Origin of the sequence: Blastococcus sp. KM273128 (assembly GCF_021698975.1) — a bacterium.
Taxonomy (GTDB): Bacteria; Actinomycetota; Actinomycetes; order Mycobacteriales; family Geodermatophilaceae; genus Blastococcus.
On the sequence record NZ_SSXA01000077.1, the window covers coordinates 1 to 19,793 of the forward strand.

The window sequence follows — 19,793 nt, forward strand, 5'->3', positions numbered from 1 at the left end:
GCCCCGACCCTGCCCGGTGGGGCGGGCGCCGGGTAGCGCTCGGGCGGGGGCTGTGGAGCGGCGGCGGGGCTGTGGAGGAGCCCCGCCGCCGCCGGGTCAGTTCGCGGCCTTGGCCGCGCTGCCGGAGGTGGCCGCCGGCTTGGCCGCGGGGGTGGAGGAGGAGCTCTCCTTGGCCGGGGCCGATGAGGAGGTGCCCGAGGAGGAGCCGTTGCTGCCCGCGCTCTCGGAGGCCTTGCCGGTGGAGCGGCTGTCGGTGCGGTAGAAGCCCGAGCCCTTGAAGACCACGCCGACCGAGCCGTAGACCTTGCGCACCGCGGCGCCGCACTCGGGGCACTCGGTCACCGGGGCGTCGGTGAAGGACTGCACGACCTCGAACTCGTGCTTGCCCTCGGCGTTGGTGCAGGCGTACTGGTAGGTGGGCACGGCGTGGCTCTCCCTGGTCGAGCGGAGGTGGGGTCCGGGTTGGCACTCGCACCCGGAGACTGCCAATGATGCGCCATGCGGTGACCCGTCGTCCACGTCTGCGGGGGCAGGTGAGACGTGCGTCGCCCGGAGGGGCCAGCGCCGGTGCCTACCGGGTGGCGAGGCGGAGCCGGACCAGCCGGTAGGCGATGCCGACGGTGAAGACGACGACGCCGCCGATCACCGCCTCGACGGGCAGCGAGACGACCAGCACCAGGCAGCCGACCACGCCGAGCACCTGGAGCGGCCGGGGGAAGCGGCGGTGCGCCCGGTCCTGGGTGAAGGCGGCGGCGTTCGCGACGGAGTAGTAGAGCAGCACGCCGAAGGAGGAGAAGCCGATCGCGCCGCGCAGGTCGACGGTGAGCACCAGGAGGCAGACGACCGCGGCCAGGGCGAGCTCGGCGTGGTGCGGCACGGCGAAGCGCGGGTGCACCGCGGCGAGGAAGCGGGGGAGATCCCCCTGCCGGGCCATCGCCAGGCCGGTGCGGCCGATCCCGGCGACCAGCGCCAGCAGCGCCCCCAGCGAGGCCGCGGCGGCGCCGATGCGCACCACCGGCTCGGCCCACGCCCACCCGCCGGCGTCCACCGCCGCGGCCAGGGGTGCCGAGGTGGCGGCGACGCCGTCCGGGCCGAGGGCCACCAGCACCGCCACGGCGACCACCGCGTACACGGCGACGGCGATGCCCAGCGCCAGGGGGATCGCCCGCGGGATGGTCCGCGCCGGATCGCGCACCTCCTCGCCCATCGTCGCGATCCGCGCGAAGCCCGCGAAGGCGAAGAACAGCAGGCCGGCCGACTGCAGGGTGCCGCGCACCCCACCCTCGGTGAACGCCCACCCGGCCGGCCCGTCCGTGGTGACCCCGTCACCGAGCAGGCTCGCAGTGACCGCCACGGCCAGCGCGAGCAGGACGACGGTGACGATGAATCGGGTCACCCCCGCGGTGCGGGTGATGCCGCGGTAGTTGACCGCGGTCAGGCCCAGCACCGCGGCGACCGCCACCGGCCGCTCCCAGCCGGCCGGCGCGGCGTACGCGGCGAAGGTGAGCGCCATCGCCGCGCAGCTCGCGGTCTTGCCGACGACGAAGCCCCACCCGGCGAGGAACCCCCACCACGGGCCGAGCCGCTCACGGCCGTAGACGTAGGTGCCGCCGGACGTGGGGTACTGCGCGGCCAGCTGCGCCGACGCCGTGGCGTTGCAGTAGGCGACCACCGCCGCCAGTGCCAGCCCTATGAGCAGGCCGGCGCCGGCTGCCTGCGCGGCGGGGGAGAAGGCGGCGAACACCCCGGCCCCGACCATCGAGCCGAGCCCGATGACCACGGCATCGGTGGTGCCCAGCCGCCGGACGAGGGCGGGACCTGTGCTCACGGCGCTCCTCGCTGGCGACGGCGTCGGCCGACGATAGCGGGGCGGTCAGCGGTGTGCGGCGGGCTCGTGGTGGGCGTGCGCGGCGGTCTCCAGCTGGAAGGTGGAGTGCTCGACGCCCACCGGGAAGTGCTCGGCGAGGCAGGCCTGGAGCTGGTCGAGCACCTGCGGGGCGTGCCCGTCGTGGAAGCAGCCGTCCTCGACGACGACGTGCGCCGAGAGCACCGGCAGGCCGCTGGTGATCTGCGAGGCGTGCAGGTCGTGCACCCCGATCACGTGCGGCAGCGCGAGCAGGTGGGTGCGCACGGCGTCGAGGTCCAGCCCGGGTGGTGTGCTCTCCAGCAGCACCGACACCGTCTCCCGGAGCAGCTTGACCGTGCGCGGGACGATGAGCGCGACGATGACGAGCGAGGCGATGGCGTCGGCCTGGAGCCACCCGGTCAGCGCCACGACGGCGGCCGCCGCCAGCACCGCGACCGAGCCCAGCGCGTCGTTGACCACCTCGAGCAGCGCGGCGCGCATGTTGACGTTGCCGCCGTGCCCGCCGCGGGTGAGCACCGCGATGCCGGCCAGGTTCGCGGCCAGCCCGATGCCGCCGAACACCAGCACGGCGGTGGAGGCGATCTCCGGCGGGTCGGCCAGCCGGTGGAACGCCTCGACCGCGATGTAGCCGCCGACGGCCAGCAGCACCGCCGCCTGCAGCGTGGCGCCCAGGACCTCGGCCCGGCGGTAGCCCCAGGTGCGCCGCGACGTGGCCGGCCGCGCCGCCAGCGTGGCCGCGACCAGCGCGATGCCCAGCCCGGCGGCGTCGGTGGCGGCGTGCGCCGAGTCGGCGAGCAGGGCCAGCGAGCCCGAGACCAGCGCCCCGACCAGCTGGACCACGAGCACGCCCGCGGTCAGGGCCAGCACCACCGCGAGGCGCCGCCGGTCGCCGGCCGCCGCTGCGTGCCCGTGGTCGTGCCCGCCGCTCACGGTGACGTCCCCGCGGTCGAGCAGCAGGTGCCCGCCGCGGCCGAGCCGCAGCCGCCCGCCACCGCGTCCGGGGCGGGGCGGCCGGGCGCGCAGCACCCCTCGCCGCGCCACGCCTCGACCGCCTCTCGGAGCGCCACGGCGGCGATCACCAGGCCCGCGACCGGGTCGGCCCAGCTCCACCCCAGCCAGGCGTCGAGCACCAGCCCGGCGAGGACGGCGGCGCTCAGGTAGGTGCACAGCAGCGTCTGCGTGGAATCGGCGACGACGGCGCCGGAGCCCAGCGCCCGGCCGGTGCGGCGCTGCGCCCAGGAGAGGAACGGCATGACGACCAGGGAGACCGCGGCCAGCGCGATGCCGACGGGAGAGGCGTCCGGATCGCCGCCGGTGACCAGCGCGCGCACCGACTCGAACGCCACGTAGGCGGCGAGGGCGGCGAACGAGAGGGCCATCAGCCGCAGCGCCTGCCGTTCCCGCGTCTCCGGCAGGTGGTGCCGGAACTGCCACAGGATGATCAGGCCGCTGGAGACCTCGACGACGGAGTCCAGGCCGAACCCGACGAGCGCCACCGACCCGGCGACCACGCCGGCGGAGATGGCGATGACCGCCTCGACGACGTTGTAGGCGACGGCGGTGCCGGCGAGCAGCTGCGCGCGGCGGCCGAGGCGGGCGCGCTCGGCCGCGGTAGTCGCGGGACTGGCGGTCGCCGCGCTCACCGGGCCGCCTCCTCGCCGTGGGTGGGGCACAGCGTCACCGCGTCCCCGGTGGCGGCGAGCAGCTGCTCGGCGGCCGCGAGCAGCCCGAGCACCTCCGGCGTCGCCGCCAGCGACCACAGCGACGCCCGTCCCTGCGGCCGGGAGGTGACCAGGCCGCAGTCGCGGAGGCACGCCAGGTGTGCCGACACGGTGGACTGGGCGAGCCCGAGGTGGCGGGTCAGCTCCACCACCTTGTGCTCGCCGAGGGCGAGGTGGCGCACGATGGCCAGCCGGTTGGGGTCCCCGAGGCTGCGGAACAGGCAGGCGGCGGCCGACAGTGCCGCCGCCTCGTCGACCGGGGCCTCGTCGACCGGGCCCTCGTCGACCGGGCCCTCGTCGACCGGGCCCTCGACCGTGCGAGCAGCGCCTCTGTTCATCGTCACCCGACGATGATAGCGCCAAGGCTCGCTAACTCAGCGGGCGACGTACTCGGCGAGGTGCTCCCCGGTGAGCGTGGAACGCGCGGCGACCAGCTCGGCCGGGACGCCCTCGAACACGACGCGGCCGCCCTGCGAGCCCGCGCCGGGGCCGAGGTCGACGATCCAGTCGGCGTGCGCCATGACCGCCTGGTGGTGCTCGATGACGATCACCGTCGTCCCCGAGTCGACCAGCCGGTCGAGCAACCCGAGGAGGTTCTCCACGTCGGCCAGGTGCAGGCCGGTCGTCGGCTCGTCGAGCACGTAGACGCCGCCCTTCTCGGCCATGCGGGTGGCCAGCTTCAACCGCTGCCGCTCGCCGCCGGAGAGGGTGGTGAGCGGCTGGCCCAGCGTGAGGTAGCCCAGCCCGACGTCGGCCAGCCGGTCGAGGATCGCGTGCGCCGCCGGCGTCCGTGCCTCCCCGCTGCCGAAGAACTCCTCGGCCTCGGTCACGCTCATGCCGAGCACCTCGGCGATGTCCTTCCCGCCCAGCCGGTACTCCAGCACCGGGGCCTGGAAGCGCTTGCCCTCGCACTCCTCGCAGGTCGACTCGACCGTCGCCATCACGCCGAGGTCGGTGTAGATGACACCGGCGCCGTTGCAGGTCGGGCAGGCGCCCTCGGAGTTGGCGCTGAACAGCGCGGGCTTGACCCCGTTGGCCTTGGCGAACGCCTTCCGGATCGGCTCGAGCAGGCCGGTGTAGGTGGCCGGGTTGGACCGGCGGGACCCCCGGATCGCCGACTGGTCGACGACCACCACGCCCTCCCGGCCGGCGAGGTTGCCGTGGATGAGCGAGCTCTTGCCCGACCCGGCGACGCCGGTGACCACGGTGAGCACCCCGGTGGGGATGTCGACGTCGACGCCCTGCAGGTTGTTCTGCCGCGCCCCGCGGATCTCCAGCGCGCCGGTGGGCCGGCGCACCTCCGGCTTGAGCGCGACGCGGTCGCCGAGGTGGCGGCCGGTGAGGGTGCCGCTGCGCTGCAGCTCCTCGACGCTGCCCTCGAACACCACCTCGCCGCCCGCGCTGCCGGCGCCGGGGCCGAGGTCCACGACGTGGTCGGCGATCGCGATCGCCTCCGGCTTGTGCTCGACGACCAGCACGGTGTTGCCCTTGTCGCGCAGCCGCAGGAGCAGGTCGTTCATCCGCCGGATGTCGTGCGGGTGCAGCCCGATGGTGGGCTCGTCGAAGACGTAGGTGACGTCGGTCAGCGACGACCCGAGGTGGCGGATCATCTTGGTCCGCTGCGCCTCGCCGCCCGACAGCGTGCCCGCCGGGCGTTCCAGCGAGAGGTAGCCCAGCCCGATCTCGACGAAGGAGTCGAGGGTGTGCTGCAGCCCGGCCAGCAGCGGCGCGACCGTGGGGTCGTCGAGGTCGCGCAGCCAGGCGGCGAGGTCGCTGATCTGCATGCGGCACAGGTCGGCGATGTTCTTGCCGCGGATCCTCGACGACAGCGCCTCGGCGCTCAGCCGGGTGCCGTCGCAGTCCGGGCAGGTCTCGAAGGTCACCGCCCGCTCGACGAAGCGGCGGACGTGCGGCTGCATCGCCTCGACGTCCTTGCTGAGCATCGACTTCTGGATCTTCGGGATCAGCCCCTCGTAGGTGAGGTTGACCCCCTCGACCTTCACCTTGGTCGGCCCGGCGTGGAGCAGCGTGTGCAGCTCCTTCTTCGTGTACTCCGCGATCGGCTTGTCCATGGGCAGCCCGGCGCCGGCGAAGATGCGGCCGTACCAGCCGTCCATGCTGTAGCCGGGCACCATCAAGGCGCCCTCGGCCAGCGACTTCGAGTCGTCGTAGAGCGCCGTCAGGTCGATGTCGTTGACCGAGCCCATGCCCTCGCAGCGCGGGCACATGCCGCCGAGGCGGGTGAAGGTGACCTTCTCGGCCTTGGTGCCGGCACCGCGCTCGACGGTGATCGCCCCGCTGGCCGAGATCGACGGCATGTTGAAGGAGTAGGCGTTCGGTGAGCCGAGGGCGGGCTCCCCGCGCCGGCTGAACAGGATCCGCAGCATCGCGTTGACGTCGGTGGCGGTGCCCACGGTGGAGCGCGGGTTGGCCCCCATCCGCTCCTGGTCGACGATGATCGCCGTCGTCAGGCCCTCCAGGACGTCGACGTCGGGCCGGGCCAGCGACGGCATGAAGCCCTGCACGAAGGCGCTGTAGGTCTCGTTGATCATGCGCTGCGACTCGGCCGCGATCGTCCCGAAGACCAGCGAGCTCTTGCCCGATCCGGAGACCCCGGTGAACACCGTGAGCCGCCGCTTGGGGATCTCGACGGTGACGTCCTTGAGGTTGTTCTGCCGCGCCCCGACCACCCGGATCAGGTCGTGGGCGTCGGCGGCGTGCAGCGCGATCGGCTCGGTCAGCGTGCTCATCGTCTCTCCGTCCGTCCGGGCCCCCGCCGGTGCGGCGAGGGCCCGGTGTCTACCAGGGGCGTCCGACAGGGATGACCGTCGGGGCGGCCGGATCTCAGCGCAGCTCCTGGATGCGGACGGTGTTGCCCGCCGGGTCCCGGAACGCGCAGTCGCGCACCCCGTAGGGCTGGTCGGTCGGCTCCTGCACCACCTCGGCGCCGGTGGCCTGGATGCGGTCGAAGGCGGCGTCGACGTCGCTGGTGGCGAGGACGACGGAGGCGTAGGTGCCCTTGGCCATCATCTCGGCGATGGTGCGCTTCTCGTCGTCGGTGATCCCGGGGTCGGCGGCCGGCGGGTGGAGCACGATCGAGGTCGCGGCGCCATCGGCCGGGCCGACGGTCAGCCAGCGCATGCCCTGGTAGCCGACGTCGTTGCGCAGCTCGAAGCCGAGGGCGTCGCGGTAGAAGGCGAGGGAGGCGTCGGGGTCGTCGTGGGGGAGGAAGGTGTGGTGGACGGTGAGTTCCATGGCGTCACGCTAGGGACGGCGCGGGTGCCGGCGCTTCTCGATTCCTGACCGGTCTGGTGACCTGCTTGGCGGTGCACGGGGGGATGCCGGCGGTGGCCGCCGCGGCCTCCCGCCGGTAGGTGCTCGGCGGCACGCCGACCAGCTCGGTGAAGCGGGTGCTGAAGGTGCCCAGCGACGAGCAGCCGACCGCGAAGCAGACCTCGGTGACGGTCAGGTCGCCGCGCCGCAGCAGCGCCATCGCGCGCTCGATCCGCCGCGTCATCAGGTACGCGTAGGGCGATTCGCCGTAGGCGCGCTTGAACTCCCGGCTCAGGTGCCCGGCCGACATGTGGGCGCCGCGAGCGAGCGCGGCGACGTCCAGCGGCTGGGCGTGCTCGCGGTCGATCCGGTCCTTGACGCGGCGCAGCCGCGCGAGGTCGCGCAGGTGCGGGTCGGCGGCCGCTCCGCTGGTCACGGGCGAGATGCTGCCACCCCGCCGTCGCCACGTCAGCGGCTCTGGCGCTCCCGGTAGCGGGCGGCCCGGCGGGCGGCGGCGGCGCGCTTGCGCTCGCTCTCGGCCTGCTGGCCGGCGAGGCCGGCGCGCTCCCGGGCGGCGGTGGCGGTGCCCGCGGGGTAGCCGGCCTTCACCACCCGGTTCTCCGTCGTCTCGGGCATGTAGGCCAGGGAGAAGATCAGCGCCAGGAAGATGCCGCCGCCCGCGACCGCCAGCCGCAGCGCCAGCGACGCGGGCAGGAACGCCACGACCAGCGCGATGGGGACCGACAGCTGGACCAGCGTCCGGAGCAGGTGCCGGGCCCACCAGGTGCCGGTCGTCGTGTCGTGCAGCACCCAGCCGCGGTGCCGCGCGGGCAGCCCGCCGCCGAGGGCGTACCAGACCCACCGGTGCGGGGCCGGGCGCACCACGGGGTCGGGTGCCCGCTCCGCGTCGTTGTCCACCGGACCATGGTCCCAGTGCCGCCTCCTCGTGGGGGCGTTCACCCCAGGTGGCGCAGGAACGAGCGGGGATCGCCCAGGAACTGCTTCCAGTGGGCGGTCAGCTCGAGGTCCTCCCAGGCGGTCTCCCGCAGCCCCCACGGGCCGACCTCGAGCAGCCGGGCACCCGGCAGGGCGGCCAGCACCGGCGAGTGGGTGGCGACGACGACCTGCGCACCCTGCGCGACCAGCTCACCGAGCCGGGCGACCAGGGACAGCACGCCGGTGAAGGAGAGGGCGGCGTCGGGCTCGTCGAGCACGTACAGGCCCGGACCGCGGGCCCGGTCGCCGAAGAGGGACAGGAACGCCTCCCCGTGGGACAGCTCGTGGAAGGCCGTCTCCGCGCGCTGGGGGTTCCGGTTCTCCTCCAGGTAGCTGTACAGGCCGTGCAGGGTTTCATCTCGCAGGAAGTAGGCCCAGCGGGGAGCCCCGGGGCTGCGCTCCACCACGAGGTCGAGGCCGCCCGGCTCGCTGCTGCGCGTGCGGTGGCGGGCGCCGGCGGACCCACCCTCGGGGTTCAGCCCCAGGGCCGCGGCCAGGACCTCGAGCACCGTGGACTTGCCCGAGCCGTTCTCACCCACGAGCACCGTCGCGCCCGGTCCGAGCTCCAGCCCCTCGCGGAGGACCTGCGCGACCGCGGGCACGGTCGCCGGCCACGTGCCCGCAGGTGGCGGGGGTGCGGCCGGGTCGGGCTTGAGCCGGCGCACGGGTCGGCGGTCCACGCGGCCATCCTGGCTCAGCCCGGGCCCTCCCCGGGCACCGCCTCGAGCGAGTCCGCTCTCAGCGGCCGAGGTGGCGGTAGCGGTGCAGCCGGGTGCGGAACCGCTCGGTGTCGTCGCGGCCCAGCAGCCCGGCCAGCTCCTCGCCGAGCACCCGGCCCAGCCGCAGGCAGAACTCGACCGGCTCGTCGGCCGCGTCGGGCCGCTCGGGCACCACCCGGTCGACGATCCCGGCCCGCCACAGGTCGGTGGCCCGCACGCCCTGGTGGGCGGCCATCTCGCCGGCCCGGTCGACGGTGCGGTGCACGATCGCGCTGGCGCCCTCCGGCGGCAGCGGGCCCAGCCACCCGTTCGCGGCGGCCAGCACGCGGTCGGCCGGCACCAGCGCCAGCGCGCCACCGCCGGTGCCCTGGCCGAGCAGCACCGCCAGCGTGGGTGCCTTGAGCACCACGAGGTCGTGCAGGCAGCGGGCGATCTCGCCGGCCAGCCCGCCCTCCTCGGCCTCGCGGGAGAGCGCCGCGCCGGGGGTGTCGATGAGCGTCACCAGCGGCAGCCGCAGCTGCTCGGCCAGGTGCATGCCGCGTCGCGCCTCGCGGAGCGCCGCGGGCCCGAGCGGCGCCGACAGCGACTGCCCGCGCCGGTCCTGCCCGAGCACCACGCACGGCGCCCCGCCGAAGCGGGCCAGCGCCAGCAGCAGCCCGGGGTCCTTCTCGCCGGCGCCGGTGCCCGACAGCCCGACGACGTCGGTGGCCGCCGTCCGCAGCAGCCGCCGCACGCCGGGGCGGTCCTCCCGCCGTGACGCCGTCACGACCTCCCACGCGCTGCGCCCGTCCTCCGGGTCGTCGGCGTCCGTGCCGTCCTCCGCCGTCGGCCGCTCCGCGTCCCGGACGTCGAGGTGCCAGGTCTGCCGCGCGGAGAGGACCCGCAGCGCGCGGTCGGCCACCTCGGCGATCTGCTCGGGCGGGACGACGGCGTCGATGAGGCCGTGCTCGGCCAGGTTCTCCGCGGTCTGCACGTCGGCCGGGAACGGCTCCCCGTACAGCGCCTCGAACACCCGCGGGCCGAGGAAGCCGATCGAGGCGCCGGGCTCGGCGATGGTCACGTGCCCGAGCGAGCCCCACGAGGCGAGCACGCCGCCGAAGGTGGGGTGGCGCAGGTACACGAGGTAGGGCAGGCCCGCCTCCTTGTGCCGGGCGATCGCGGCGGTGATGCCGATCATCTGCAGGAAGGCGACGGTGCCCTCCTGCATCCGGGTGCCGCCCGACACCGGGGCCGCGAGCAGCGGCAGCCCCTCCTCGGTGGCCCGCTCCACCGCGGCGATCAGCCGCTCGGCGGCGGCCACCCCGATCGAGCCGGCGAGGAAGCCGAACTCCCCGGCGACGACGGCGACCCGGCGCCCGCGCAGCCGGCCCTCGCCGGTGATCACCGACTCGTCCTGCCGCGACCGCTCGGCCGCGCGGGCGAGCTCGGCGGCGTAGTCGGCCGGGACGTCGCGGGGTGGGACGGGGGAGTCCCAGGACACCCACGACCCCGGGTCGAGGACGAGGTCGCGCAGGGTGCGGGCGTCCGGCCGGCCGCTCACGCCTCGGACCCGTCCAGCCAGGCGCGGATGGCGTCGCCGTCGGCGCCGAGAATCGGGGGAGCCGTGTGCTCGCGGCGGGTCGTCTCGGTCTCGCCGTCGGCACCCGGGGAGAAGAAGCGCAGCGGCGGCCCCGGCAGGTGGAGCCGGCCGAGCGTGGCGTGGTCGACGTCGACCAGCAGCCCCTGGGAGAGGGCCTGGTCCCACCCGTACACCTCGTCGAGCGTGCGGACCTTGCCCGAGGGGATGCCCACCTTCGCCAGCCGCGCCAGCAGCTCCTCGGCGGGGATGTCCGCGAACGCCCCCTCGAGCAGCGCGATCACCTCGGCGCGGTGCTCCACCCGGTCGCCGTTGGTCGCCATCCCGGGCGCCTCGGGGTCGAAGCCGAACTCGGCGCACAGCTTGCGCCAGAGCGAGTCGTTGGCGCAGGCGACCTGGACGCTGCCGCCCTGGCAGTGGAACAACCCGTAGGGCGCGATCGAGGGGTGGTGGTTGCCCTGCGCGGCGCCGACCTCGCCGGCGACGGTCCACCGGGTGCCCTGGAAGGCGTGCACGCCGACGATCGCGGCGAGCAGCGAGGTGCGCACCACCTGACCGCGGCCGGTGCGGTCCCGCTCGATCAGCGCGGCGAGCACCCCGTAGGCGCCGTACATCCCGGCCAGCAGGTCGCCGATCGGGACGCCGACCCGCTGGGGGTCCTCCGGGCCGGACCCGGTGAGCGACATCAACCCGCCCTCGCCCTGGGCGATCTGGTCGTAGCCCGCGCGGCCGCCCTCGGGGCCGTCGTGGCCGAACCCGCTGATCGCGAGGGTCACCAGCCGCGGGTTGAGCTCGGCCAGCACGTCGGTGCCGAAGCCGAGCCGGGCCAGCGTGCCGGGCCGGAAGTTCTCCATCAGCACGTCGGCGCGCTCGAGCAGGCGGGTCAGCACCGCCTTGTCGGCCTCGTCCTTGAGGTCGAGGGTGATCGACTCCTTGTTCCGGTTCGTCGACAGGAAGTACGTCGACTCCCGGTCACCGCTGTCGGGCTGCACGAACGGCGGCCCCCAGCTCCGGGTGTCGTCACCGGTGCCCGGCGTCTCCACCTTGATGACGCGGGCGCCGAGGTCGCCCAGCATCATCGCGGCGTGCGGCCCGGCGAGGGCGCGGGTCAGGTCGACGACGAGGACGCCGTCCAGCGGTCCGGGCATGGTTGCTCCCTCGCTCGGGGGGCGCGGCTCCGGTGGCTGCGCTCCGGAAGTGTCTCAGCGCTGAGGTATCTCTGGCCAGCCGGGTCAGAGCCAGCCGGGGACGACGAAGACCAGCCACGACAGCAGCGGTCCGACGGCCACCACGATCCCCGCGTACGCCAGGATCTGCTTGTAGAACCGGTCGCGGTCGACGTCCTGGGCGTTGGCCAGGACCAGCGCGCCGTTGGTCGAGAACGGGCTCACGTCGACGATCGTCGAGGCCACCGAGAGGGCGACCACCACGCCGACGGCGCTGATCGAGCCCTCCTCGAGGAAGGGCACCGCGAGCAGGATGGCGACGCCGATGATCGCCGTCGACGACGCGAACGCCGACACCACGCCGCCGATGTAGGCCAGCAGCAGCGCGATGACCAGTGGCACCCCGAGCCCGATGACGGCGTCGCCGACGTAGTCGATCGTGCCCGCCTCCTCGAGGACGAACACGAAGGTCAGCACGCCGGCGATGAGCAAGATCGTCGACCAGCTGATCTGCGTGACGGCGCCCTTGTGCTGCTGCGCGGAGAACAGCGCCAGGACGACGGCGACGGTGATCGCGACGAACCCGATGTCCAGGTCGAAGGCGAGCGCGAGCACGGCGACGACGACCAGCCCGACCAGCGTGAGCACCTGCTCGAAGCGGACGGGGGCCGGGCGCTCGGGGTGGATGTGCTCGTCGTCGTCCCCGCCGACGCCCGGGCCGGGTGCGGCGCCGTGGCCGCGCACGAGCGTCCCGTGGGCGTGCTCGGTGCGGGCGAGGGGCTCCGCGGCGACCTTGCGGCCGAGCAGCTTGCGGCCGCCGAGGACGAAGAACAGCACCAGCGCGATGGCGATGTTGAAGAACAGCGCGCCGAGGAAGACCGCCAGCGGGCTGCCGGGCAGGCCCTCGCGCTCGACGATCGAGTTGACCGTGACGCCGTAGACGCTGATGGGGGAGAAGCCGCCGCCCTGCGCGCCGTGGATGACCATCATCCCCATCAGCAGCGGGCTGATGTCGTGCCGGGCGGCGAAGGTCAGCGCGATCGGCGCGATGATCGCCACCGCCGCCGGTGAGAGCGCACCGATGGCGGTGAGCACGGCGGTGACGGCGAACATGATCCAGGGGATGGCCGCCACGTGGCCACCGACCATCCGGACCGCGCCCCGGACCAGCAGGTCGACGGTGCCGTTGTTCTGCGCGATCGCGAACAGGTACGTGACACCGATCAGCGTCAGCACCAGCCCGGCGGGGAAGCCCGCGATGATGTCGTCGGTCGTGAGGCCGACCGACAGCGTGCCCACCACGAAGGCGGCGACGAAGGCCAGCGCGCCCATGTTGATCGGCAGGACGGTCGCGATCGCGAAGATCACGACCAGGGCCAGGATGGTGACGATCTCGGGCGACACGGTCACTCCACGGCGTCGGGGGGCTGGGGTGCGCCCACTGTGTCAGTGACCCGCCGGTAGCGCCTGCCATCCGCCGGACGGGGTCACCACGGCCGTGACCCGGACGTCGTGCCGCTCGGTCGGCAGCCGGTCGACCAGCTCGTCGTCGAACACCACGGCGACCAGCACCGCGCCGGCCGGGGCGTGCCGCAGGGCGCGGTCGTAGTAGCCGCCGCCGCGGCCCAGCCGTGCGCCGTCCCGGGCCACCGCCGTCGCCGGCACCACCACGGCGCCGGCCGCGGCGAGCGCGCCGGGGCCCAGCCGCGGGCCGACCGGTTCGAGGAGCCCGTACCGGCCCGGGGCGAGCTCCCCGGTGTGCACCGCCCAGTCCAGCTCCCGGCCGCGGGCGGGCACCACCGGCAGCAGCACGCGCGCGCCGGCGGCCAGTGCCCCCGGCAGCCGGCCGTGGCCGGCCTCGGTGGCGTCGGGGACGAAGGCGGCCACGGTGGGCACCCCCGCGAGCCGTCCGGCCAGCGTCGCGGCGACCGACCGGGCTGCCGCCGCCCGCTCCGGGCCGGGGCGCTCCGCGCGGCGGCGCAGCAGCTCGGCGCGGAGCACCGCCTTGGCGGTGACACCGTCGGGCGAGGTGCTCACCGGCGCAGCCTAGATAGGCTGCCCGGCATGTCGATGCCTCCCACCCGTCCGGCCCGGAAGGCGGTCATCCCCGTCGCAGGCATGGGCACCCGCTTCCTGCCGGCCACGAAGGCCGTTCCCAAGGAGCTGCTCCCGGTCGTCGACCGGCCGGCCCTCCAGTACATCGTCGAGGAGGCGGCCCGCGCCGGGCTGCCCGAGGTGCTCATGGTGACCGGCCGCGGCAAGGCGGCCATCGAGGACTTCTTCGACCGCACCCCCGAGCTCGAGACCGCCCTGGAGAAGAAGGGCGACGCGGGGCGCCTGGCGGCCGTGCACGAGTCCACCGAGGTGGCCCAGGTGCACTTCGTGCGCCAGGGCGAGGCCCGCGGACTCGGCCACGCCGTGCTGCAGGCGGCCGCCTTCGTCGGCGACGAGCCGTTCGCGGTGCTGCTGGGCGACGACCTGATCGACGCCCGCGACCACCTGCTGGAGCAGATGCTCGCCGTCCAGGCCCAGCACGGCGGCTCGGTGATCGCCCTGCTCGACGTCGGGCGGGAGAACATCGACAAGTACGGTGCCGTGGCGGTCGAGCCGACCGGCGACGGCAGCGACGTCGTGGCGATCACCGGCCTGGTGGAGAAGCCTCCCGTCGACGAGGCGCCCAGCAGCCTGGCGATCATCGGCCGCTACGTCCTCGCGCCGGAGGTCTTCGACGTCCTGCGGGAGACCGCGCCCGGGCGCGGCGGGGAGATCCAGCTGACCGACGCCCTGGCCACCCTGGTCGAGCGCGGCGAGCCGGTGCACGGGGTCGTCTTCGGCGGCCGTCGCTACGACACCGGCGACAAGCTCGACTACCTCAAGGCCGTCATCCGGCTGGCCACGGAGCGGGAGGACCTCGGCCCGTCGCTGCGCGGGTGGCTGCGCGACTTCGTCACCGAGCTGCCCGCCGAGGGCGCGTCGCCGTCCTGACCGGCGGCCGCGAGGGCACGATCGCACCTGCGGCCCGGCGCCGGCCCCGTCCGGGGGCGGCGCCGCCGCAGGGTGCGGTGCCGGCCCACGGCACGGCGGGACGACGGTGGTGAGGATGACCGGGCAGAGCGAGGACGGCAGCAACGGCGGCGAGTTCCGGGGGCACCGGGACACCGCCCAGGTCGACGTGCCCGTGGCCCCGCCCCGGCGGACCGGCCCCGTCGGCGGGCTGCCGGCGTCCCGGTCCGGCCCGCCGGCCCAGGCGTCCGCGCCGCTGCCGGCGCAGCGCGCGCTCACCGGACCGGTGCCGCTGCCGGCCGACGGGCGCTCCGACGCCTCGCCCCTCGTGCGCACCGTCGAGCGGCACCTGGACGAGATCCTCGCCGCCGTGCCGCAGCCGGACCCGATCGAGCTCGCCGTCCTCGACGCCCAGGGGCTGCTCTGCGCCGAGGACGTCGTCAGCCAGCGGGCGCTGCCCGCCTTCGACCAGGCCGCGCTCGACGGCTACGCCGTCCGGGCGGAGGACGTCGCCGGGGCCACCGTCGCCCGCCCGGTGGAGCTGCCCGTCGTGGGCGAGAGCGTGGCGGGGGCCAGCGAGCCGTCGTCGATCGGCCCGGGGCTGGCGATGCGGGTCGCCGCGGGGGCGATGCTCCCGGCCGGGGCCGACGTCGTCGTCCCGGCCGTGTGGACCGACGGCGGCGCGGCGCGGGTCGCCGTCCAGGCGGCCCCACCGGTGGGCAGCTACCTGCGCCGGACCGGTGACGACGTCGCCCCGGACGACCCCGCCGTGCACGTCGGCACCCCGATCGGCCCCGCGCAGATCAGCCTGCTGGCCGCCGTCGGGCGCGACCGCGTCGCCGTCCGCCCCCGCCCCCGCGTGGCGGTGCTCAGCGCCGGCACGGAGCTGGTGGAGATCACCTCGCCGCTGTCGCCGGGCCAGGTGGTGGACGTGAACAGCTACGCGCTGGCCGCGGCCGCGCGGGACGCCGGGGCCGACGCCTACCGCTGGGGCATCCTCCCCGGCGACCAGCGGCGGCTGGCCGAGGTGCTCGAGAGCCAGTTGCTGCGCAGCGACCTGGTGCTGGTCTCGGGCACCTTCAGCGGGCCCGCCTTCGAGATGGTCCAGGAGGCGCTGGCCGCCCTCGGGGGCATGCGCGTCAGCCAGGTCGCGATGCACCCCGGCCCGGCCCAGGGCTTCGGCCGGCTGGGGCGCGACGAGGTGCCGGTGATCTTCGTGCCGGGAGAGCCGGTCGCGGCCCTGGTCGCCTTCGAGGTCTTCGTCCGGCCCGCCATCCGCCTGATGCTCGGCAAGCGGCAGCTGTTCCGGCGCACGGTGCAGGCCATCTCCGGCCAGCACCTGCTCTCGCCGCTGGGGTACCGCCAGTACCTGCACGGCACGGTCATGCGCCACCCCGACGGCGGCTACGTCGTCGAGCCCGTGGGGGAGGCGACCGACGCCCTGCTGGCCCGGATGGCGCGGGCGAACTGCCTGATCGTCATCGACGAGGACGTCACCGAGGTGGCCGCCGGTGGGCTGGTCACGGTCATGCCGCTGCTGCTCGGCGGCTGACCGGGCCCGCCGTGACCGACCCGCTGCTGCACCCCGGCTGGCCCGCCCGGCTCGCCCGGGGCCCGGTGGAGCTGCACCCGCTGCGCCGCCGGGACGCCGTGGAGTGGAGCCGGCTGCGGCTGGCCAACGAGGACTGGCTGCGCCCGTGGGAGCCCACGGCCGCCGTCTCCTGGCAGGCGCGGCACAGCCCGGCGAGCTACCGGGCGATGCGCCGGATCATGGCCCGCCGCGCCCGCCAGGGCACCTCGCTGCCGTTCGCGGTCCGCGTCGACGGCCGGCTCGCGGGCCAGGTGACCGTGGACAACGTCGTCCGCGGGGCCCTGCGCGCCGGGTACCTCGGCTACTGGATCGACCGCTCGGTCGCCGGCCGCGGCATCGCCTCGCTGGCCGTGGCCCTGGTCTGCGACCACGCCTTCGGCCCCGCCGGGCTGCACCGGCTCCAGGCCGACATCCGCCCGGAGAACGGGCCCAGCCGCCGCCTGGTCGAGCGGCTCGGCTTCCAGCGCGAGGGACTGCTGCGGCGCTACCTCGACATCGACGGCGAGTGGCGCGACCACGTCAGCTACGCGCTGCTCGCCGAGGACCTGCCGCGGGGGGTGCTGGACCGCTGGGAGCGGTCGGCCCCGGGTCGACCCGTCGACTGATCGGCACATCGGCATAGCACGCACGGTGGCCGGCGGCGTGGCGGTCGCGGGGGACACGCCGTCTCCTGTCACACCGGTCCCACAACACATCGGCGACACGCCCGCGCGCCTCCCCGACACCGCCCCCCGTCCTGCATAACCTCGCCCGGCGAGTGACTGATGTGACAGGTGGTGTCGTATGGGATCGGGTGTGCTGCTGGCCGCTCTGGTCGTGCTGTGGTTCGTCGTGCTGGTGCCCATGGTGGTGACCCGCGGCGACGGTCAGGACGGCCGCGTCGAAGCCGCCGACTCCGGTCGGACCCTGCAGCGGCGTCGCGCGGTGGACCCCGTCCGGCACGCGGAGACCGAGCGGGTGTCGATCGACCGCGAGGTGCTGCGCACCTCCGGCGAGCTCAAGGTGGACGTGCACGCGGTGCGCCGCCGGGTGCTGGGTGGCCTGGTGCTGCTCACCCTCGCCTCGCTGGCCGGCGCCCTGCTGCTCACACCGTGGCTGTGGACCCTCCAGGCGGTCGCCACCCTCGCGACCGTCGGCTACGTGCTGGTGCTGCGCAAGGTGGCCCGCCGGGAGCGGCTGGCCGCTCGCCGCGCCGCCCGCGCCGCGGCCCGCCAGGCCCTCCGCACGCCGGCCCGCCCGGCCGCCCGGCCCGCGCCCGCGCCCGCGCCGGCGCAGCGCACCTCGTCGGAGGTGCACGAGACCGTCGCCCAGGAGGCGCTGCCGCTGCTGTCCCACCCGAGCGTGCCGCTGGCCCCGGTGCACGCCCTGCGCCCCGGTCGCGTGGTCGCCGCGCGCACCCCGGCGTCGGCCGGCTGGCAGAACAGCGCGGTCGTCGGGCTGGACGACGACGACATCGGCTTCGCCGACATCGACGAGTACCCGGCCGCCCGGGCGGCCAACGGCTGAACCGCCGGCCCCGCCCCCGGTGGCGGGGCCGGGGAACGCGGGCGGTACTCTTTCACCCGCACAAGGGGCTGTGGCGCAGACCGGTAGCGCACCTCGTTCGCATCGAGGGGGTCAGGGGTTCAAATCCCCTCAGCTCCACCACACGACGCATCGGCGCTGTCGGGGAACGCTCCCCGGCGGCGCCGTCGTCGTCTACGGCTGCGATGCGACGGCCGGGTCGCCGGTCACCGCCTCGACGTCCGCTCGGGCGGCGTGCCGATGGCCGCTCCCCGGTGGGGTCGCTCGTGCGGCCGCCCCTGGACGTCCATACCCCCTGGGGGTACCCTTCGCACGTCCACGAGGGGTGGGAGGCGTGATGACCGAGCAGCGGCACGACGAGCGGACCCGGCCGGCAGGTGGGTACGGGCACGGGCACGGGCACGACGATCCCGCCCGCGGGCGGGCGCTCACCCGGCTGGCGGTCAGCGCCACGCTGCACTGCCTCACCGGCTGTGCGATCGGTGAGGTGCTGGGCATGGTCATCGGTACCGCGCTCGGCTGGTCCGACGGCGCCACGATCGCCCTCGCGGTGGGCCTGGCCTTCCTGTTCGGCTACGCGCTCACCATCACGCCCGTGCTGCGCTCGGGGCTGCCGCTGCGGGCGGCGGTGCGGGTGGCCCTGGCCGCGGACACTCTCTCCATCCTGGTCATGGAGGTCGTCGACAACGGCATCATGCTGGCCGTCCCGGGTGCGATGGACGCGGGCCTGGCCTCGCCTCTCTTCTGGGGCGCGCTCGCCGTCGCGCTGGCGGTCGCCTTCGTCGTCACCGTCCCGGTCAACCGCGCGCTGATCGCGCGGGGGCGGGGGCACGCCGTCGTCCACCGCTACCACTCCTGAGCCGGCCGCCCGCGCTCAGAACCAGGACGGGAACCACATCCGCTGCACCCACTCGGCGTACGAGAGGGGCTGGCCGGTGAGCACGGGCCAGAAGAAGGCGAAGGTCGCCGCCACGACCGCCACGTAGCCGCATGCGGTGACCAGCCCGATGCGGCGTCGCCAGTCACCGGCACCCGGCCGGCCGACGACGTCCTGCAGCAGCAGGGCGACCGCCAGCACGAAGAACGGGAGCACCGGCGCCATGTAGAAGATGAACATCGTGCGCTCGGGGTTGAGGAACCACGTGAGCCAGCCGGCCGCGATGCCGACCGCCACGGGCACCGCGGCCGGGTCCCGCCGGGCGGCGATCCGCCAGACCAGCCAGAGCATGGCGGGGGCGAAGAGGAACCAGAGCGTCGGCGTCCCGACCATCAGGATGTAGCGGATCACCTGCTCGCCGTCGGCGTCGGTGAGCCCCTGCGGGTTCCAGAGCAGGATCGGCCGGCCGGTGACCAGCCACGACCAGGGCCCCGACTCCCACGGGTGCGGGCTGGACAGGCCGCTGTGGAAGCGCAGCCACTCCGCGTGCTCGTGCCACAGCGAGCGCAGCGCGTCCGGCACCCACGGGAACGCCGTCTCCGGGTTGCGCTGGGCCCACGACCGCCCCTGCGAGGTCTCGCCGAGGAACCAGCCGGTGAAGCTCGCCAGGTAGGTGAGCACCGGCACGACGGCCAGCGCCCACAGCGCGCCGGGCAGCCCCCGCCGGGCCGCCGTCCGGGTCGGCCGGGGCACGCCGGCCGCCCGCCACGCCGACCGGTCCCAGAACAGCGAGAGGACGGCGAAGAAGGCGAGGAACCAAACGCCGCTCCACTTCACCGCGCAGGCGCAGCCGAACAGCACGCCGGCCGCGATCCGCCAGCCCCGCGGGCCGAGCCGGAAGCCCGTCGCGCCGACGTCGGCGGCCGCCCGCACCCGGGCGCGCACCACGTCCCGGTCGACGACGAGGCAGGCGACGGCAGCCAGCACGAAGACCTGCAGGAAGATGTCGAGCAGGCCGATCCGCGACAGCGTGAACTGGAGGCCGTCGACGAGCAGCAGCACGCCGGCGAACAGGCCGACCAGCGTGGAGCCCGAGAGCCGCCGGGTGAGCCGGAACAGCAGGACGACGGCGATCGACCCCGCCACCGCCGAGGGGAAGCGCCAGCCGAAGGAGTTGTAGCCGAACAGCTGCTCGCCGAGCGCGATCATCCACTTGCCCAGGGGCGGGTGGACGATGAACGAGTAGCCGCGGTTGTACTCGAACCCCCAGGTCAGGAGCTCGTGCGCCTCGGGCGGGTAGTACGCCTCGTCGAAGACCAGGTCCCGCGGGTAGCCGATGCCCCAGAGCCGCAGGGTCAGCGCCAGGGCGCCCAGCACCGCGGCGATCGTCCACGCCGTCCGCCGGTCGTCGGGCAGCGGCGGGACGACGTCGAGGCGGCGGGCGGGGAACGGCGGGCGGCGTGGACGATCGCCGCGGTGC

20 protein-coding genes and 1 tRNA gene are annotated in these 19,793 nt (G+C 75.1%); 6 read left to right on the forward strand and 15 right to left on the reverse strand.

Annotated features, from left to right (window positions below; all coding sequences use genetic code 11):
* Positions 1–96: 96 nt before the first annotated feature.
* The 14 genes from E9529_RS17780 to E9529_RS17845 form a co-directional block, all read right to left on the reverse strand.
* Positions 97–423, reverse strand: coding sequence for an FmdB family zinc ribbon protein (locus E9529_RS17780; RefSeq protein ID WP_236832600.1), 327 nt, complete (start codon positions 421–423; stop codon positions 97–99).
* Between the two features lie 148 nt (positions 424–571).
* Positions 572–1,828, reverse strand: a complete 1,257-nt coding sequence (locus E9529_RS17785) for an APC family permease (RefSeq protein ID WP_236832601.1) — start codon at positions 1,826–1,828, stop codon at positions 572–574.
* A 45-nt stretch (positions 1,829–1,873) separates the two neighbouring features.
* Positions 1,874–2,908 carry a cation diffusion facilitator family transporter gene (locus E9529_RS17790; RefSeq protein ID WP_236832602.1) on the reverse strand — a complete coding sequence of 345 codons (1,035 nt, stop codon included), beginning with the start codon at positions 2,906–2,908 and terminating at the stop codon, positions 1,874–1,876.
* The gene (locus tag E9529_RS17795) at positions 2,794–3,510 is read right to left on the reverse strand and encodes a cation diffusion facilitator family transporter (protein ID WP_236832603.1); all 717 of its coding nucleotides are present in this window, start codon (positions 3,508–3,510) and stop codon (positions 2,794–2,796) included. The genes E9529_RS17790 and E9529_RS17795 overlap by 115 nt, the downstream gene beginning before the upstream one ends.
* The gene (locus tag E9529_RS17800; RefSeq protein ID WP_236832618.1) at positions 3,507–3,926 is read right to left on the reverse strand and encodes a helix-turn-helix transcriptional regulator; all 420 of its coding nucleotides are present in this window, start codon (positions 3,924–3,926) and stop codon (positions 3,507–3,509) included. The genes E9529_RS17795 and E9529_RS17800 overlap by 4 nt, the downstream gene beginning before the upstream one ends.
* 36 nt (positions 3,927–3,962) lie before the next feature.
* Positions 3,963–6,338 carry an excinuclease ABC subunit UvrA gene (locus E9529_RS17805; protein WP_236832604.1) on the reverse strand — a complete coding sequence of 792 codons (2,376 nt, stop codon included), beginning with the start codon at positions 6,336–6,338 and terminating at the stop codon, positions 3,963–3,965.
* 94 nt (positions 6,339–6,432) lie between these two features.
* The gene (locus E9529_RS17810) at positions 6,433–6,843 is read right to left on the reverse strand and encodes a VOC family protein (protein WP_236832605.1); all 411 of its coding nucleotides are present in this window, start codon (positions 6,841–6,843) and stop codon (positions 6,433–6,435) included.
* Between the two features lie 4 nt (positions 6,844–6,847).
* Positions 6,848–7,297, reverse strand: coding sequence for a helix-turn-helix transcriptional regulator (locus E9529_RS17815; protein WP_236832606.1), 450 nt, complete (start codon positions 7,295–7,297; stop codon positions 6,848–6,850).
* A 32-nt stretch (positions 7,298–7,329) separates the two neighbouring features.
* Positions 7,330–7,779 carry a DUF5313 family protein gene (locus E9529_RS17820; RefSeq protein ID WP_236832607.1) on the reverse strand — a complete coding sequence of 150 codons (450 nt, stop codon included), beginning with the start codon at positions 7,777–7,779 and terminating at the stop codon, positions 7,330–7,332.
* A gap of 38 nt (positions 7,780–7,817) precedes the next feature.
* The gene (locus tag E9529_RS17825) at positions 7,818–8,537 is read right to left on the reverse strand and encodes an AAA family ATPase (RefSeq protein ID WP_236832608.1); all 720 of its coding nucleotides are present in this window, start codon (positions 8,535–8,537) and stop codon (positions 7,818–7,820) included.
* Between the two features lie 58 nt (positions 8,538–8,595).
* Positions 8,596–10,116: an acetyl-CoA carboxylase carboxyltransferase subunit alpha/beta gene (locus tag E9529_RS17830; RefSeq protein ID WP_236832609.1), complete on the reverse strand. Its 1,521-nt coding sequence runs from the start codon at positions 10,114–10,116 to the stop codon at positions 8,596–8,598.
* Positions 10,113–11,300: a CaiB/BaiF CoA-transferase family protein gene (locus tag E9529_RS17835; protein ID WP_236832610.1), complete on the reverse strand. Its 1,188-nt coding sequence runs from the start codon at positions 11,298–11,300 to the stop codon at positions 10,113–10,115. The genes E9529_RS17830 and E9529_RS17835 overlap by 4 nt, the downstream gene beginning before the upstream one ends.
* 84 nt (positions 11,301–11,384) lie before the next feature.
* Positions 11,385–12,722: an SLC13 family permease gene (locus E9529_RS17840; protein WP_236832611.1), complete on the reverse strand. Its 1,338-nt coding sequence runs from the start codon at positions 12,720–12,722 to the stop codon at positions 11,385–11,387.
* 42 nt (positions 12,723–12,764) lie between these two features.
* Positions 12,765–13,355, reverse strand: coding sequence for a 5-formyltetrahydrofolate cyclo-ligase (locus E9529_RS17845; RefSeq protein ID WP_236832612.1), 591 nt, complete (start codon positions 13,353–13,355; stop codon positions 12,765–12,767).
* Between the two features lie 27 nt (positions 13,356–13,382).
* Between E9529_RS17845 and E9529_RS17850 the strand changes: the two genes are divergently transcribed.
* From E9529_RS17850 to E9529_RS17875, 6 genes are all read left to right on the forward strand, one after another.
* Positions 13,383–14,303 (forward strand): UTP--glucose-1-phosphate uridylyltransferase, encoded by a 921-nt coding sequence (locus E9529_RS17850; RefSeq protein WP_236832613.1) that lies wholly within the window; start codon positions 13,383–13,385, stop codon positions 14,301–14,303.
* Between the two features lie 115 nt (positions 14,304–14,418).
* Positions 14,419–15,873, forward strand: coding sequence for a gephyrin-like molybdotransferase Glp (gene glp, locus E9529_RS17855; RefSeq protein ID WP_236832614.1), 1,455 nt, complete (start codon positions 14,419–14,421; stop codon positions 15,871–15,873).
* An 11-nt stretch (positions 15,874–15,884) separates the two neighbouring features.
* Complete coding sequence (locus E9529_RS17860) at positions 15,885–16,517, forward strand: GNAT family protein (RefSeq protein WP_308195304.1); 633 nt, start codon at positions 15,885–15,887, stop codon at positions 16,515–16,517.
* A gap of 178 nt (positions 16,518–16,695) precedes the next feature.
* Entirely contained in the window at positions 16,696–17,418 is a 723-nt protein-coding gene (locus tag E9529_RS17865) for a hypothetical protein (RefSeq protein WP_236832615.1), read from the forward strand.
* 64 nt (positions 17,419–17,482) lie between these two features.
* A tRNA-Ala gene (locus E9529_RS17870) sits at positions 17,483–17,559 on the forward strand.
* A 214-nt stretch (positions 17,560–17,773) separates the two neighbouring features.
* On the forward strand, positions 17,774–18,295 hold the full coding sequence (locus E9529_RS17875; protein ID WP_236832616.1) for a DUF4396 domain-containing protein: 522 nt from the start codon (positions 17,774–17,776) through the stop codon (positions 18,293–18,295).
* Between the two features lie 15 nt (positions 18,296–18,310).
* Here E9529_RS17875 and E9529_RS17880 read toward each other — a convergent pair.
* Positions 18,311–19,793: dolichyl-phosphate-mannose--protein mannosyltransferase (locus E9529_RS17880; RefSeq protein WP_236832617.1), on the reverse strand; the 1,483-nt coding region annotated here is incomplete at its 5' end.